Source organism: Eubacterium barkeri, assembly GCF_900107125.1.
In the GTDB taxonomy this organism is placed as follows: domain Bacteria; phylum Bacillota; class Clostridia; order Eubacteriales; family Eubacteriaceae; genus Eubacterium_O; species Eubacterium_O barkeri.
This window is the reverse complement of record NZ_FNOU01000003.1, coordinates 73585-90449: the sequence shown is the minus strand read 5'-3', so window position 1 is coordinate 90449 and position 16865 is coordinate 73585. Positions and strand designations below refer to the sequence as shown.

Genomic DNA, 16865 nt, shown 5'->3' with positions numbered 1-16865 from the left:
TATACTTTGAAAATAAAAAAGAACCATAATATCTGTTATAGAATTGATAAAATCACACATATTGATGAAAAAATTGAAGTGAAAGGGTGGGGAATAGATACTGAAGACTTACAATCTGTATCGCTTTCTGTTGTTGGAGAATCTTCAGATGGCATAAAATTTCAGAAAGAGTATCGAAATGATGTTTTGGATTTTCTGGGTTTAAGTATTGAGGAACCAGTAGGTTTTACAATTTATTTTGATAAAAATTGGTTCAAGTATAAAAAAAAGTTTATACTGAGAATGCGTTCAGAAAATAATCAACAAGATATTTATATTAAATTAAATAGAGATATAGATTTAAGAAATGGAAAAAAAATCCCTTTTATTCAAGGAGTAATACGTGGATATTATTATTTACAGAGACACGGTGTCAAACCATTTGCAAATCGTCTCTATATAGAACTAATCGATCGCTGTGGACAAAAGTATAACCACTGGATAGTGCAGAACGAACCTCCAGAAAAATCTGTTCGTCCCTTTAAAAAAAATCCTCTTATTTCAATTCTTGTACCGATATATAATGTGAAACTGGAATGGCTAGTGGAGTGTATTGAATCTGTTTTGAATCAAAGTTATACAAACTGGGAGCTTTGTTTGGTAGATGATTGCTCAGATTTTAGAGATATCCAACCTTTACTTGAGAAATACCACCAAAAAGACAAACGAATTAAGGTGAAATTTCGAAAAGAAAATGGCCATATTTCACGAACATCTAATGATGCGCTGTCCATGGCAAATGGCGAGTTTGTCGGATTGTTAGATCATGATGATACTCTTGCTCCTTTCGCATTGGAAAGCATAGTCGAATGTATAAACAAGAATAAAGATGTAGATATAATGTATAGCGATGAAGATAAAATCAATCACAGAGGAAAACGATGTCAAGCTTTTTTTAAACCAGATTGGTCACCAGATACGCTGCTTTCCCAAAATTATATTTGTCATTTTCTGGTTGTAAGAAGAAAAATAGTTAATGATGTTGGCGGTTTTGCAATAGGTTTGGAAGGTGCTCAAGATTATGACTTGATTTTAAAATGTACAGAGAGGACAACTAAAATTGAACATATTCCACAAATCCTGTATCATTGGCGGATGATAGAAGAATCAACAGCAGTGAACCCAGAGTCAAAGATGTATGCTTTTGACGCAGGCAAAAAGGCACTTGAAAATACATTTAAAAGAAGGGGAAAGAACGTTGTTGTCAAAAAAGGGAATGCTCTCGGAACATACATTCCCTATTATACAGTTGAGACAAATCCAAAGATTTCAATTATTATTCCAACGCGAGATCATGCAGCGGATGTAAAGTTATGTATTGAATCACTGCTCAGAACAATAAATTATGATGATTTTGAAATAATTGTAGTGGATAATAACAGTGTTGAGCAAGAAACCTTTGAATTGTTCAAGTATTATGAAAAATACTTGGGGAACGCTTTCAAAGTTTTGCGTATAGAAATTCCATTTAATTATTCTAAGCTTAATAATCAGGCAGTTAGACAAGCTACGGGAGATTATATTGTTTTTTTAAATAATGATATTGAAATATTTACCCCTCATTGGCTAGAAATTATGTTAGGGTATGCCGCTCAGGAACATATTGCAGCAGTTGGTGCAAAGTTGTTATATGATGACAAAACAATCCAGCATGCAGGGGTAGTTCTTGGATTGGGGGGAGGATTTGAGTCAGAAGGAGTTGCGGGTCACGGGCATAAAGGATACGCGGTCACAGAGCACGGTTACTTTAACAAATTAGATATAGTTGCAAATTATAGTGCCGTTACTGCTGCATTTTTGATGATAGAAAAAGATAAATTTTTTGCTGTCAATGGTTTTGATGAAGAAAATTTGCCAGTAGCCTTTAATGATGTTGATTTGTGTATTAAGTTGTTGAGAAAAGGATACTATAATGTGTGTTTGCCTAATGTTAGTGCAGTACATTATGAATCTAAATCTAGAGGGTTAGAAAATACAAAAGAAAAGCAACAGCGCTTTACTAATGAAGTTAATTATATGAAAAAAACTTGGAGAACATATTTGCTGAAAGACCCTTTTTATAATCCTAATTTATCTTTAAAAAATGAACGATTTGAGATAAAAGTGTAAGTTTAAAAAGATTATGAGCGATAATCTGTACACGATCAGTGAAATTAAGTATTATCCATCAATAGTTGAGTCCAGAAGTTGACAATAAGCGATTTCGGTACTAAAATGCTTAAACAGAATGACCACGTAAGGAAGTTGTAAGTTGCGAATTGTATGCACGCAAGTATTACCCTGGGATTAGACGATAAATTTATTTTATAAAAGTGCTGATGGTTTTTTGCAACTGAAAATTTATAGATATAGGAATTAACGGGGTTTTTAATTTTGATTATCATTTAATGATATGAGGTGAGAATTTATTTAACCCACTATAGTTAAATCTTGGTAAGGCGTTGAATTCAAATTGTTTTGTATCATTCAGGGGTTTGAAATAGCAATGCAAATTATATTTTCTCAAAGTTTTATTTTGCAATAATTACAATTATTATTAATGCTAACGTCATTGAAATGAATATTTCAATGAAGTGCTTTAGTATTAGTAATAAATGAGATATTGTATAGAGTGCCAGTAAGAAATTCTATAATAGATGAAAATTAAAATTCACATCACCCAAATGCATCAAAATCATAATATTTGAATGAAAGGAAATTATGATGTTATGTTAATATAAACATCATACAATATCATAATGAGGAGTATTAGAAAAACTAGAATAATTACTTTTATACTTATTGTATTTGTATCAGTAGTTATTGGGGGAATCATAGAAATTATCTCTAATTATTCTTATTTTCGATTGCCAAATGAGCAAAAAGGAATTAGAATGGTTTCAATGGATTCAATTGAAGCTTCAGAAAATATCGGCATATACGATGATAAAATAGTAATATCACCAAAGGAGGAGAGCGCAGAAACATGGTTATCGATTATGGGTTCAGACTATGTTTTAGATTTAGAAATTGAATTTGAAAATACAGAAGGGGATTTTAATATTATTATTGATAATGGAAAAAGTGATTTTTGGGGTTCTAAGAGTTATCAAGTATTTCCTTCAAGGAAGAGTAACATTGTTTTAAATATTGACGGAAATGGGGATAAATCTAAAATCTATTTCCAGAACTTTTCCAATTTACAAGAAACAGTAAAAATAGATAACCTTAAGATTGACAACACGTTTGACTTCAATTGGAGTAGGTTTTATCTTTGTACATCAGTTATGATACTCTTGTGCATACTAATCTTGTTTAGAAGTTTTTTTATTAGCAAAATACATGTTGCTTTCTTTATAATTGCACTGGTATTTGGAATGAATATCATAAATTTGATGCCTAATTATTTTAATTTTGATGAAAAGGAGCATTTTGTAAAAGCATATCAAATTGCCTCTTTTGATTTTGCATTATCAAATCAACGTGAAATTGCTTGGCCGGAGAATATCGAGAAATTTCTTTCATATAATGGAAATGGAGCAAATTTTGATACCTCGGATGAAAAAGAGAATTATTTTACTGAATTCAACATAAATCAGTATAATCATTATCAATATATTAGTACAACAGCTGAAAGTTATATGCCCACAGCTTATTTACCAGCAGCATTCGGAATATTTTTAGCAAAGTTGTTAAAGTTACCATTTTGGCTGGTGTTTAATACAGGACGTTTTTTCACGTTAATTTCGTATATAAGCATCATGACACTTATTATAAGGAAAATCCCTTGTTATAAAAAAACTTTTTTCGTTTTTTCATTATTACCGACACAAATATACACAGCGAGTAGTTATTCGGCCGATCCAATTACGAATCTATCCGTATTGTTAGTTTTAAGTATGTTTATTTGCATGAAAGCAAAGTGTGATAACAATAAACAGGTAAGTAAAAAAGACCTAATAATTTTTTTAGGGTCAATTGTTCTTCTATGTACTTGCAAGATTACATACATACCGTTTTTTTTACTTATATTTCTTATACCAAATGCAAAAATTCCATCCTTTTTCAGAGTTAAGAAGCAAATTTGTTTGGGACCCCTGGAAAGTCAGCAAAAGAAAAATGGGCTAAGAACAAAATACTTGTTATGTATAATTCTAACCTTTGTACTATTAGTAAGTACGCTCTACTCAACCACACATGGAATTGCCCAATGGCCAGTGCCGAATATGGACCCTAAGACTCAAGTTTTAACAATTATAATGAATCCGTTACGTTATCTAATTGTATTCATTAATTATATTCAGAATAATGCAATGACATTTATCGAAGGAAGTAGTGTATCGTTGGCATATTCTGGGAATCTGCCATCAGTTTATTCTTTGATGGCAATTTGTGGCTTGTTTTCATTAGCAATATTAGATGATTCGGATACGTTGAAATATAAACGGTCAGAAAAAGCAGTAATCTTGTCTATAATTATTATTTCATGGGGGTTGGTAGTTACTGCTTTATATATCACCTTTAATTCAATACGGGCAATCACCATTTTGGGGGTTCAAGGAAGATATTTTGCACCTTTAATAATACCTTTCTCTTTACTATTTAAAACAGAGAAAATTAAGACATATTTTAATCAGAATAGAGTTAATGCGATAGTAATCTCTGCTGTAGTATGTGTACTAATTGCGGTAGTAGCTAAATTATTTTTTATGTATTCAGCATAATATTCAATACTTCTATTCATTGTGGTAGTGTTTTTAACAGATTGATTATTTTGATGTCATAAAAAAACAGAAAGGTTAAATATGATTTTTATTTTAATAGTGCTTTATTTATTTTGTTCAGTTGGAGGATTGACTCTGGTGAAGATTGGTTCAGATGTTAATAACTTTACATTCTCTAATTCATTTTTTAATCTTCAATTATCCTATACAACAGTAATTGGGTTATGTCTTTATATACTGAGCTTTTTGATGTGGATTGTAATTGTGCAACGTTTTGACTTGAGCTATATTCAGCCTTTAACAACAGGTCTTTCTTACTTTTTAATTATTTTGGCATCAATTTTTATATTGAAAGAGAGTATTACAGTTTTTCAGTGGGTTGGTATTGGATTTATATTAATAGGTGTAATTTGTATGAATCTCAAAACCTTGTAATCAGAATGGAAGTTTGTCATATGGGTATAATTTGAAATATTGAACAAGCTAAAGTATAGAGAATTAGACTGTATTATTATAAATTATATTTGTATAGAACGCTGTTTGACCATACTGAAAATAGCAGAGATGAGATGCAAGTTACCATTTTGTACTATATCCAATTACATCATTGCGGTACGGCACTTATGATGATAAACAATATTTAGGTGGTGGTTAAAATTTTATTCATAGTTGAAGGGCTTAAAGATTGAGAAGGATTGTGGAAAAAAACATAAAAATATTTTCTTGATTTGTATCGGAATTTAAAAAGAGTTTTTAAATATTATGCAGTTTAAATAACTACCTATTGCAATGCTCAAATGCAAGCCTAAAGAAATATGAAAGGTGAAATGTAAATATAAATATGTGCTTCAGTAGTCTATACGACTGCTGGAAATGACAATTGTAATTAAGTATAATTTTGAAAAGGGTGAAACATTAAATAAGCACGAAGAACTTTAATGATTTGAACTATTTCATGATGTTTTTCGTAGAAAGGTAGATTTATAATTATGGTTAAGAAGTTGAGCTTTTTTAGAAAAGATAGTTATTTTTTATTAATGTTTGTTATGATTGGATTTAGTCTTTTGTTTTCGAATATAGTTTTTGCAGAAGGAGTATCTTCTACAATAGATCAAGATATAGAACAAAGTGGCATGATTTATACCATTATGCAAAAAGCGGATGGAGAAAAAAAAGGACAGGTGCGTTTGATTTCTGTGTCTGAAGAGGCATCCTATAGCAATTATTCATATATCATACCATCTGAATTAGTACTGGATGATGGATCAGAGTATGCGGTAACGGCTATAAGTAAGGATGCTTTTTTGCATGTTCGTGAATTACGAAATATAGTAATTCCTGATAGCGTCCTTCTTTTTGAAAAAGGTTGCTTTAACATAGATGAGGATAGTATTGGAGATGAAAATATTTCTACAACGGAACAAATTAATTTTTATGCTAATGTGGGAAGTAATGCAGAAAAATTTGCGAAAGAAAATGGATTTAAATTAGTCACCGAAGGCATCCAATTCGAAGAGGTGGAGAGTTTTTCGTTAGATAAAGACGAAAAAAGCATTATTACAGTAAAAGTGCCAGAGTTTTTCAATCAAGACGAGAGAGTGAAATGGACAACAGAGAATAAAGATATTGTAAGTATTGATGACAATGGATGCGTATCGGGCATTACATCTGGTCAAACTAAAATATGGGCAGAATGTGAAGGATTAAAAAGTTCACTCAAAATCGAAGTAAAAGAAAAAAATAGTGAGTCTGAAGTGAGTACAATGGCACTAGAGAATGCCACCAGTTACAGTGGTATAAAAGATGGTGGGATCTATAGTATCGTTTCTGCATTGAATGGTAACATGGTCATGGATGTTTATGCAGCGAACAAGGACAATGGTGCTAATGTTCAGCTGTGGTCATATAATGGAACTGATGCACAGCGCTTTAAGGCACAAAAAAACAATGATGAGACATGGTCTTTCATCAATGTCAATTCGGGCAAAGCAGTGGATCTTGCAAGTAATGAGAATCGAAATGGTGCAAATATTCAACAATACTCATCAAATGGAACAAATGCTCAAAAGTGGAAAGTGATTGATAATGGGGATGGGACAGTTACTTTTTTAAATTCAAATGGTAAAGTTATTGATGTTTATGGTGCACTAACTTTTGCTGGGACAAATATCCAGCTTTATCAAAATAATGGAACAAAAGCACAACGTTTTATATTGCGACAAAACAATTCTTATTCGGGCATCTATACATTTAAATCTACTTTAAACCAAAACAAGGTGGTTGATGTTGCAGCTGGATCAGTAGATAGCGGTGCAAATATTCAATTGTATGATTCTAATAATACTAATGCTCAGAAATTTAATGTTGAAAGTGTAGGAAGCAACTATTATAAAATAACTAATATGAAAAGTGGAAAAGTCCTTGACGTTGTGAGTGCAGGAAAAGAAAATGGTACAAATATTCAACAGTATGAATGGAATGGAACGGTAGCTCAAAAATGGAGGATCCAAGATAATGTGGATGGGAGTGTAACGTTTATTTCGGCATGCAACAGTTTAGCTATGGATATTTGTTATGGATATACAAATAACGGAGCAAATGTTTGGTGCTATCAATTGAATGGATCAAAGGCACAAAAGTGGATCATGGAGCCAGTTTCTTATACGCCAGACTATTCGATAACAGCAGGTTCAACAGGTGTCGATGTTTCATATTGGAATGGATATAATAATAATTGGAATTCAGCAAAAAGTGCAGGTGTTCAGTTTGCAATCTTGAGAACTGGCTGGGGCCGGTCCGGGGATGGTGAAAAGGATAGTACTTTTGAGGGAAATTACTCAAGAGCAAAGGCCGCAGGTCTTCCAATTGGAACGTACCAATATAGCTATGCAACGAGTGTTGCAGAGGCAAAAGCTGAGGCTCAATTTGTTTTGAGTATTCTAAATGGACGTGCATTGGACTTGCCTGTTGCTTTTGATATAGAAGATGGAAGCCAGAGCGGGTTGAGTAAGACGGAATTAACGAATATTACAATTGCTTTTTGTGATACGATAAAAGCCGGTGGTTATACGCCGATGGTCTATGCAAACTTAAACTGGTTTACAAATAAATTGGATTATGATCGATTGAGTAGCTATAAAATTTGGCTTGCCCAATATAACGATCAACCAACTTTTAACAAATCTTTTGATATCTGGCAATACTCTTCTAAAGGGCAAATTCCTGGCCTTGGTGGGTTAATTGATATGAATAGAGCGTATAAGAATCTATAAATGTGGGGATTATGAAAAAAAATAGCAGAATTATTTTAGGTGTCTTAATATTAGTTTTGGTAATAATTCTTATAGGATTATGGAGTATCCTAAAACAGAAGAATCCAGAGAGTAGTGTTAAAGAGACAGTAATAACTCCATCCGTGTCAGTAACTCCTAAACCAACGATTCCCGTTCAGGCAGCAGAAGGGTTGACAAAAGAAGAGACTGAAAAAATGAAAATGATGGCAATGGAGCTTTATCAAGCGGCATTTAATTCAGACTACGATAAAGTGAAATCTTTGTCGACAAGGGGATTTAGTACTGATTTACAAACCTGTTTAGATACGCAAGAATCATTGATTATGTCAGATGGTACCAATCTCATTAAAAACTTACGAGAGTATACGGATGTTAGTACACCCGTTGAAGTAGGTGAACCTACTGCTTATGGGGGCGATTCTGAATTTATTGTAACACTACTACTTCAAGGTGACTATACAGCTAGAGTCGGGTTTGTTCGAGAGGAAGACGGACAGTTTTTGGTTAATACGTATGCAATGCAATCATTAGCGAGGGGTGAAGGTGGTGTTATGGGCCACGGAGCTGATTAGTATTGGAACAAATTGTGGAGAGAATGCCGTCTCCTTTTGAAAAATCGAAGACAAATTTACATACATATGGTAATATATTGATAGAGCGAAAGAATCACTGATTAATGCGACTGTTTGACTCGGGTCTTATTTAATCAGTGTTTCTTTAAATAGCAGCTAGATGCTGAGAAGATATGAGGTGACGAGAGACTGATGGCAGTGAGATTAAAAGAATACCTTCGTGTTAACTTTAAAACTATTATTATAGCTTTTTTTTGTGTAGTTCTGGCCTATGGCTTCTTTTTGTTCAATCCTACGGTATCCATTGACGAGGAGACGTGGCTATTAAATGGGACTCAACCTTTAGGCTGGTTAGAGCAGGGGCGAATTGCAATTCATATTTTCGATTTGATATTTTCTCATAATGGTGCGCCAATCCCCTTTCTTTGGGATTTTTTTGCAATTCTAACATGGTTTTCTTCCGGCCTTATTTTCCTTTTTATTTTCGCTGAAGAATTGCCGGAGCTTAAGGTCTTTGCTAAGATTGTTTTTTTAGTTTATTATGCAACGATTCCCTTTGTGGCAGGTGACATGATGGCATTTTCTATGTCCAGTTTTCCTGTGGCGACGGGCTTGCTGGCGACGGCTTTTTCTGTAGGAAATACGCGCATATGGCTAAAAACTAAGTCAAAAGTAAATTTGATTTGGGCGATTGTCCTCTTGTTTTATGGAATTTCCATATACCAAGCAATTTTGGGTTTATACATTACGGCCATTGTTGGGCTCTGTTTTATCCGAGTCTTAAATCGTGAATTTAAAACCTTTGAAATGGTCTGGAAATCGGCAATGATCGCTATTATTTCCACAGTAGCTTATTTTATTGTTTTTTTCAGCATTGTCACCATACGTGGCTCCTATGATTCATATATTACCGAGGGTTTTATTGGTTGGTGGAGTGGTGAAAGTGTTTTTCTTACCCTTTTTAAGGCACTTTATAATATTTGCCGGGTATCTTTTGGGTCTCCATTCCTCGGGGCAGAGAGTGTTTTTGGTGGAACGGTCATTTGTATACTGACCATTGCTTATATTTGCTATGCTATATTCACCTTTTTCACCATTAAAGAAATGAAAGAAAAAGCGCAGTTCCTATTTTATGCAATTATGTTTGCATGCGGACCTTTTATTATGTACGTACTAATGGGGACCAATAATACCATGGGACGAATGTTGTTTGGCCTATGTCTTACAGGGGCACTTCAGATGGTTTTGATACTCAATGCCACTGAGCAGCATAGGCGTCTTCATCAGGTTGTGATCGTCATGGTGATTTATCTTTTATTCCTCAATTTATCCAATATGAATCGTATTTATTTCAACGATTATATCCGTTACCAGTATGACTGTACCGTTGGGAATGAAATTATGCTAGAAATTGAAAAATCAGGATACGATTATCATTCAAAGCCAGTGGTATTCATTGGTGCGAAGCAGCCGGATGCTATCGCTATGGATCAACATGATACATTGGGAATGAAGGGCTCCTACTTTTTGTGGGACGATGGGAATAATGGACGAATCAGTGGCTTTTTAAAAACATTGGGTTACACCGTATTACCATCCTCAACAGATCAAAAACAGGGAGCTGTCAATGCGTCACAGATGATGGCAACATGGCCGAATGAGGGGAGTATCATAGAAAAAGATGGCGTGATCATCGTCAAGCTATCAGAACCATCTCAAAAATGGTACCATGCGAATGGGATTCAACAAAAATTACAATAATTAAATCACAATGCCCTTTATAGCAAATACCTTGAGATAAACAATCAAGACAAAGCTGTGAGGGGTATTATTTTTAGTTTTGGAGTGACATCTCTTGTGTTTACACCTTTTTTACGTTATGATTATAAAATGGATGAATTTAAAAGAATTTCGATTATTATCCCTAATTTTAATGGAGAAAAGTATCTAGAGCCCTGTTTGGATAGCCTGATGGGGCAGTGTAACGACGAAATAGAAATCATCGTAGTGGATGATTGTTCGAGTGATGATAGCATGGCTGTACTTTCAGATTATAAAAATGTGCGAGTGTTACAAAATGAAGTGAACTCTGGATTTGCGGCATCGGTTAACCGTGGGATTCAAGCTTGCTATGGTGAGTTTGTACTTCTTTTAAATAACGATGTTGTTGTTGAAGCTGATTTTGTAGAGGCTCTGTACCGGGCGATTGATGTTGATAAACGTCGCTTTGCCATTTCGTCACGCATGGTTCGCTTTAATGAGCGGAATAAACTGGATGACACTGGTGATTTTTATAATATTCTGGGCTGGGCTTTTAAGCGAGGTGACGGGAATCCAATTTCCCAGTACCATAAGCCAACAAAGGTCTTTTCTGTGTGTGCTGGCGCCGCTTTGTACCGAAAATCAGTATTTGATGAAATAGGTCTCTTTGATGAGCACTTTTTTGCGTATCTTGAGGATGTGGACGTTTCTTATCGGGCATTAATCCATGGTTATGAAAATTGGTATGAGCCGACGGCCATTTGCTACCACATCGGCAGTGCAACAACCGCTGATGGCAATAAATACTCACCCTTTAAGGTTCGAATTTCAGCACGAAATAACATTTATTTAGTCTATAAAAATATGCCTTTAGGGCAATTATTATTGAATTTCCCTTTCCTATTCTGCGGCTTTACAGCCAAGGCAGCGATGTTTGCAGTACGTGGATATGGTAAAGAGTATATAAGTGGATTGATGGCGGGTTTAAAAGGCGCTAAATCACTGAAGAAATCACCCTTTAAGGCAAAACGTACATTAAACTATTTCAAAATAGAATTAATGCTGATCGATGGATTACTAAAACAATTAGAAACGAAGTATCGAAGATGAATAATCAACGGCTCACGGTAGTGGTCCCCTGTTATAATGAAGCAAAAACGATTCATTGCTTTTACAAGGCGATGAATTCGATTCGCTCTCAATTTAGTACTGAGTTTGGCGTTGAAATCACACTACTTTTTGTCGACGATGGCTCTTGTGACGGGACCATCAATATTTTAAAAACACTAGCTGAAGAAGATGGCGCGATACAATTTTTGAGTTTTTCCCGAAATTTTGGAAAAGAAGCGGCGATTCTGGCGGGATTGTCCCATGCATCGGGTAATTTTGTTGCGGTGATGGATGTGGATCTTCAGGACCCGCCGGAGCTTTTGTTCGAGATGTATTTGGGCATTGTCGCAGAAGGATATGATTGTGTGGCAGCCAGGCGTGTATCCCGTAAAGGAGAACCTTTCATTCGTTCTTTTTTTGCGCGGCGCTATTATCACGTACTGAATCGCATGTCAAAGATGACCATTGTTGATGGGGCCCGGGATTATCGGTTGATGACGCGCGATGTTGTTGAGGCTGTTTTGTCCGTAAAAGAATACAATCGCTTTACAAAGGGGATTTTTAGCTGGGTTGGCTTTGAGACGAAATGGCTGGAATATGAAAATAGACAGCGTGTGACGGGAGAAACCAAATGGTCCTTTTGGCATCTTTTCTTGTATTCCCTGGATGGTGTGGTTGCCTACTCAACGGTGCCTCTGTCCTTGGCTTCGGTAATGGGGTTTATTCTCTGTCTGCTGGCCATCGGTTTAATAGGTTTCTTCATCGCAAAAACCTTGATTTGGGGGGATCCTGTTGCAGGATATCCTTCACTCGTGTGTATTGTGCTTTTTATTGGGGGAGTGCAACTTTTTTGTATTGGGATTCTCGGGCAATATTTGGCAAAAACATATTTGGAGACAAAGGGACGCCCTATCTATATTATTAAAAGCAAAAGCGAAACATTAACGCAATCGGAAATGAGGTAAAGATGGATTTATCAATCATCATCGTTAATTATAAAACCCTGGAGCTGACATCAAACTGTCTGGATTCCATTTATGAAGCCAATATGAAAGGGATCGATTTTGAGGTCATCGTAGTGGACAATGCATCGGAGGATGGCAGTATTGAAGAAATCGAGGGGCACTATCCACAGGTGAAAATCATCAAGAACTCTGAGAATCTTGGATTTTCCAAGGCCAATAATATGGGAATACGCGGCTCGGTGGCGGATTTTATTTTGCTGCTGAATTCCGATACAATTGTGGAGGGCAATACCATTGGTGATGTGTTAGCGTTTATGAGAAATCATCGACATGTTGGGGCTTTGGGATGCAAAGTTCTTTTGGAATCGGGGGCTTTGGATATGGCCTGCAAACGGAGTTTTCCCACACCGGCGAATGGGATCTATCATTCCCTGAAGCTGGACAAACGCTTCCCTAAAAGCAAACGTTTTGGAGAGTACAACCTTACCTTTGTCAATGAGGATAAAATCTGTTCGGTTGATTGCATTATGGGGGCCTTTATGATGGTGAGTCGCCAGGCTATTGATGCAGTTGGCCTTTTGGATGAAGACTATTTTATGTATGGTGAGGATGTGGATTGGTGCTATCGGATTAAAAAAGCGGGTTTTCAGATTATCTATTATCCGAATGTGCGGATTTTTCATTATAAAAAGGCCAGTGGGATTGGAAAACGGAACCCCAAAACCATTGAGGCTTTTTATGATTCCATGGGGATTTTTTATCAAAAGCACTATCGAGGAAAGTATAATCCTCTGACCACCAATGTCGTCTTGTGGGGAACCCAGGTGATGAAAAAACTTGCCCTTTGGCGAAATCGATAAGGAGGTGGACTCATGATTAAAAGTAACCAACATTTTTTTAATTTTCTCCAGGTTTTAGCAGATATGCTTGTGGTCAGTGGCGCACTGCTGTTAGCTTGGTATATTCGGTTTGCATCGCCTTTTTTTAATGATGGTATACGGACCCTGCGTTTTGAAGCCTATATGGCATTGCTGACCTTTGTGGTACCCGTCTACCTGGTTTTATTCCTTATCTTTGGACTGTATAAACCCTATCGAAAGCAGCGTTTTACCAAGGAATGTCAGGAGATTATTTTAGCAAATACCATTGGGATTTTGATTCTATTGGCATTTTTATACACGGGAAAAAGCATTCATTTTTCCCGATATATGCTGGGGCTGTTCTATATTTTCTCTGTGGTTTTAGTATCGGCTGAGCGAGGAATCATTCGAAAGATTTTAAGAAGCATGCGGGAGCGTGGCTTTAATATTAAGTACATCATCATCGTGGGGGCCGGTGCCCTTGGGCAACGCTTTGCTGTGAAGGTGATGAACGATCGCCAGCTTGGCTATAAAATCTGTGGCTTTGTCGATGATTATTATCCCAAAAGCGAGAAAGAGGGGGTACCAATCCTAGGATCGACCCGGGAGATGAATGAAATCCTTGAGGAATACCGCGTGGATGAAGTGGTAATCGCTCTGCCAAACACCAGCTATCGCCGAATTGATGAGGTGATTGACAAATGTGAATACCAAGGGATCAAGACCCAGATTATTCCGGATTATTTTAACTTGGTCCAGGGCTCCAAGCCTGCCTTTGATGAGCTGGATGGGATTCCGCTTATTAATACACGATATATTCCTCTGGATGAGCCCTTTAATAAATTTATCAAGCGGTTGTTCGATATTCTATTCTCTCTACTTGTTTTGATTGTGTTGTCCCCGTTACTATTGGTGACGGCAATTTTGGTAAAGCTGACGTCGCCGGGCCCGATTATTTATAAGCAGGTGCGCGTGGGCATGAATCGAAGGAATTTCGAAATTTATAAATTTCGGTCGATGCGAAATGATATGCCAGAGGTTGGAAATACGGTGTGGACCACTGAGGATGATCCCCGGAAGACGAAGTTTGGGTCTTTTATCCGAAAAACAAGTATTGATGAGCTGCCACAGCTGATTAATGTGCTTAAAGGGGATATGAGTATTGTCGGTCCCCGCCCGGAACGTCCCTTTTATGTGAGTAAGTTTAAGGACGAGATCCCCAAATATATGATTAAGCATCACGTGCGCCCTGGTCTTACTGGATGGGCTCAGGTGAATGGTTGGCGGGGAGATACAGATATTGAGCCACGAATCCGATGTGATATTGAATACATCGAAAAGTGGACGCCGTGGTTTGATGTGAAAATATTATTTATGACGCCGGCGGCGGTTTTTAAGAATGGGTATTAGGAGGATGACAGAATATACTCTTAAAAAGATGGGCTACTCATTAATCATCTGGACAATATTCTATGAATCAAATCTAATTTTAAAAAGGAATTGACGAGATACTTCTACAAAAAAGTCAGGAGAAAACGTGGTAAAATGATAAATGATAAAAAAATTTTAGTAATTGTTCCTGCATACAATGAGGAAGAATCAATTGAGTTAGTGATTAAGAATCTTAAGAAATGTGTACCTCAAGTGGATTACATTATTATTAATGATTGTTCTACAGATCAAACGGAGCGAATATGCAAAGAGAATGATTTTGCATATTTAACCTTGCCCGTTAATTTGGGAATTGGTGGGGGAGTGCAATCCGGTTATCGGTATGCTGTTGAGAACGATTATGATATTGCCATTCAGATGGATGGTGACGGTCAACATGATCCTGAATATTTAGAGATATTGATACAACCCCTGTTGAAAGGACAAGCAGATATGGTAATAGGATCGCGTTTCATTACCAAGGATGGTTTTCAGTCATCGGCAATGCGCCGAGCTGGAATTGTTTTTTTGAAAAAGTTAATCCAATTTTGTTGTGGTGTGAAAATAACTGATACAACTAGTGGTTTTAGAGCGACATCCAAGGAGTTAACCTCTTTTTTTGCAAAAGATTATGCACAGGATTATCCAGAGCCAGAGGCAATCATTGCCACAGTGTTAAACGGCTTTAAGATTCAAGAAGTTCCCGTTGTAATGCAGGAAAGACAAGGTGGAGAATCTTCGATAAATGCATTTAAGTCGATTTACTATATGATTAAAGTATCATTGGCTATTATTATTTACCGACTGGGAATTATTGGTGACAAAAGGAAGGGAGGAAAAAAATGAATACTAGTTTGCGAGTTTTTTTAGTCATAGCAATTTTCATATATTTGGCAATTATTATAAATATGCTTCGTAAAAAAAATCTAAATCTTAGATATACTCTGGTTTGGCTCATTTCTGCTTTGGTTATGTTAATCATAGCTGTTTTTCCTGAAATTATTAACCAATTGGCAAGGTTCATAGGGGTGATCGATCCTGTTAATGTTGTTTTTGTGATTGAAGCTATGTTTGTTCTGTTGATATTATTATCGCTAACGGCAATTGTTTCGCATCTCAATGCCAAATCGAGGCGGTTGATACAAGCTGTGGCTCTACTAGAAAAAAGGGTACGGGAATTAGAAAAACAGGAAAAACCCCAATGAAAACAGCGATTCTAATCCCGTGTTATAACGAGGCAAAAACAATTGAAAAAGTTATCAAAGATTTTAAAAAATCGATGCCGAATGCGGTGATCTATGTTTATGATAATAATTCGACCGATGGAACCGATGAAATTGCCCGGGAAGCGGGAGCAATCGTCCGATATGAGTACAAGCAGGGAAAAGGCAATGTAGTGCGTCGGATGTTCCGGGAGATTGATGCAGATTGTTATATTATGACGGATGGAGATGATACCTATCCGGCAAAATATGGTCCGCAAATTGAAGATGCCATTGTCGGTAAAAGGGCAGATATGGTCATCGGGGATCGGCTTTCTTCCACCTATTTTACAGAGAATAAGCGACCATTTCACAATATTGGAAATATTCTTGTCCGAAAAATGATCAATACCTTATTTAAAGCGGATGTAACAGATATTATGACGGGGTTACGGGGATTCAGCCGAGAGTTCGTCAAATCCTTTCCCGTTATTTCAAAGGGATTTGAAATCGAGACCGAGATGACGATCTTTGCTTTAGACGCTAATTTTCAAATTTTAGAAATTCCCATTGATTATCGGGATCGTCCAGAGGGAAGTGAGTCGAAGCTGAATACTTACACCGATGGACTGCGGGTGATCCGAACGATTTTTGGACTGTTCAGAGATACAAAGCCCTTTGCTTTTTTCTCGAGTATCAGTGCGATGATGATTTTAGTTTGCCTATGTTTTTTTATTCCAATTATGAATAGTTTTATGAAAACAGGGCTTGTCGAGAAGTACCCGACCCTTATTGTGATTAGTGCCGTTGCCATTATTGCCGTTATCAATTTCTTTTGTGGGGTAATTTTGAGTGTGCTCAAGAAGCAGCACACCCAAAATTTTGAACGGTTTTTAAATAGTCTCTCATACTGGACGAGGGGGGAGTAG

Annotated in this window: 12 protein-coding genes and 1 pseudogene; all 13 read left to right on the top strand. The window is 36.3% G+C overall.

Going from position 1 to position 16865, the window contains the following annotated elements; translation table 11 throughout:
* Nucleotides 1-6: 6 nt before the first annotated feature.
* The 13 genes and pseudogenes from BLU30_RS03000 (at nucleotide 7) to BLU30_RS02945 (ending at nucleotide 16865) form a co-directional block, all read left to right on the top strand.
* Nucleotides 7-2148, top strand: a complete 2142-nt coding sequence (locus BLU30_RS03000) for a glycosyltransferase family 2 protein (protein WP_090243323.1) — start codon at nucleotides 7-9, stop codon at nucleotides 2146-2148.
* A 773-nt stretch (nucleotides 2149-2921) separates the two neighbouring features.
* Complete coding sequence (locus BLU30_RS02995; protein WP_176770807.1) at nucleotides 2922-4742, top strand: DUF2142 domain-containing protein; 1821 nt, start codon at nucleotides 2922-2924, stop codon at nucleotides 4740-4742.
* Between the two features lie 78 nt (nucleotides 4743-4820).
* Nucleotides 4821-5177 (top strand): annotated as a pseudogene (locus BLU30_RS14075) (DMT family transporter); the annotation flags it as partial.
* Between the two features lie 554 nt (nucleotides 5178-5731).
* On the top strand, nucleotides 5732-8014 hold the full coding sequence (locus BLU30_RS02990) for an RICIN domain-containing protein (RefSeq protein ID WP_090243319.1): 2283 nt from the start codon (nucleotides 5732-5734) through the stop codon (nucleotides 8012-8014).
* An 11-nt stretch (nucleotides 8015-8025) separates the two neighbouring features.
* On the top strand, nucleotides 8026-8607 hold the full coding sequence (locus BLU30_RS02985; RefSeq protein WP_090243316.1) for a hypothetical protein: 582 nt from the start codon (nucleotides 8026-8028) through the stop codon (nucleotides 8605-8607).
* 192 nt (nucleotides 8608-8799) lie between these two features.
* Nucleotides 8800-10368 (top strand): glucosyltransferase domain-containing protein, encoded by a 1569-nt coding sequence (locus BLU30_RS02980; protein ID WP_090243315.1) that lies wholly within the window; start codon nucleotides 8800-8802, stop codon nucleotides 10366-10368.
* A 129-nt stretch (nucleotides 10369-10497) separates the two neighbouring features.
* Nucleotides 10498-11478 (top strand): glycosyltransferase family 2 protein, encoded by a 981-nt coding sequence (locus tag BLU30_RS02975; protein WP_090243495.1) that lies wholly within the window; start codon nucleotides 10498-10500, stop codon nucleotides 11476-11478.
* Nucleotides 11475-12443 (top strand): glycosyltransferase family 2 protein, encoded by a 969-nt coding sequence (locus tag BLU30_RS02970; RefSeq protein WP_090243313.1) that lies wholly within the window; start codon nucleotides 11475-11477, stop codon nucleotides 12441-12443. Before BLU30_RS02975 ends, BLU30_RS02970 begins: the two co-directional genes overlap by 4 nt.
* A 2-nt stretch (nucleotides 12444-12445) precedes the next feature.
* On the top strand, nucleotides 12446-13303 hold the full coding sequence (locus tag BLU30_RS02965; RefSeq protein ID WP_090243311.1) for a glycosyltransferase family 2 protein: 858 nt from the start codon (nucleotides 12446-12448) through the stop codon (nucleotides 13301-13303).
* A gap of 12 nt (nucleotides 13304-13315) precedes the next feature.
* Nucleotides 13316-14713 carry an undecaprenyl-phosphate glucose phosphotransferase gene (locus tag BLU30_RS02960; RefSeq protein WP_090243309.1) on the top strand — a complete coding sequence of 466 codons (1398 nt, stop codon included), beginning with the start codon at nucleotides 13316-13318 and terminating at the stop codon, nucleotides 14711-14713.
* 135 nt (nucleotides 14714-14848) lie between these two features.
* Nucleotides 14849-15580, top strand: a complete 732-nt coding sequence (locus tag BLU30_RS02955) for a glycosyltransferase family 2 protein (protein ID WP_090243308.1) — start codon at nucleotides 14849-14851, stop codon at nucleotides 15578-15580.
* A complete protein-coding gene (locus BLU30_RS02950) occupies nucleotides 15577-15939 on the top strand; it encodes a DUF2304 domain-containing protein (protein ID WP_090243306.1) in 363 nt (120 codons plus the stop codon). The genes BLU30_RS02955 and BLU30_RS02950 overlap by 4 nt, the downstream gene beginning before the upstream one ends.
* The gene (locus BLU30_RS02945) at nucleotides 15936-16865 is read left to right on the top strand and encodes a glycosyltransferase family 2 protein (protein WP_090243304.1); all 930 of its coding nucleotides are present in this window, start codon (nucleotides 15936-15938) and stop codon (nucleotides 16863-16865) included. Before BLU30_RS02950 ends, BLU30_RS02945 begins: the two co-directional genes overlap by 4 nt.

Coding starts and splice junctions, on each gene's coding strand:
- BLU30_RS02960 (WP_090243309.1), top strand. CDS start 13,316: ATGATTAAAAGTAACCAACATTTTTTTAATTTTCTCCAGGTTTTAGCA.
- BLU30_RS02955 (WP_090243308.1), top strand. CDS start 14,849: ATGATAAATGATAAAAAAATTTTAGTAATTGTTCCTGCATACAATGAG.
- BLU30_RS02945 (WP_090243304.1), top strand. CDS start 15,936: ATGAAAACAGCGATTCTAATCCCGTGTTATAACGAGGCAAAAACAATT.
- BLU30_RS02995 (WP_176770807.1), top strand. CDS start 2,922: ATGGATTCAATTGAAGCTTCAGAAAATATCGGCATATACGATGATAAA.
- BLU30_RS02975 (WP_090243495.1), top strand. CDS start 10,498: ATGGATGAATTTAAAAGAATTTCGATTATTATCCCTAATTTTAATGGA.
- BLU30_RS02985 (WP_090243316.1), top strand. CDS start 8,026: ATGAAAAAAAATAGCAGAATTATTTTAGGTGTCTTAATATTAGTTTTG.
- BLU30_RS02950 (WP_090243306.1), top strand. CDS start 15,577: ATGAATACTAGTTTGCGAGTTTTTTTAGTCATAGCAATTTTCATATAT.
- BLU30_RS02965 (WP_090243311.1), top strand. CDS start 12,446: ATGGATTTATCAATCATCATCGTTAATTATAAAACCCTGGAGCTGACA.
- BLU30_RS02970 (WP_090243313.1), top strand. CDS start 11,475: ATGAATAATCAACGGCTCACGGTAGTGGTCCCCTGTTATAATGAAGCA.
- BLU30_RS02990 (WP_090243319.1), top strand. CDS start 5,732: ATGGTTAAGAAGTTGAGCTTTTTTAGAAAAGATAGTTATTTTTTATTA.
- BLU30_RS02980 (WP_090243315.1), top strand. CDS start 8,800: ATGGCAGTGAGATTAAAAGAATACCTTCGTGTTAACTTTAAAACTATT.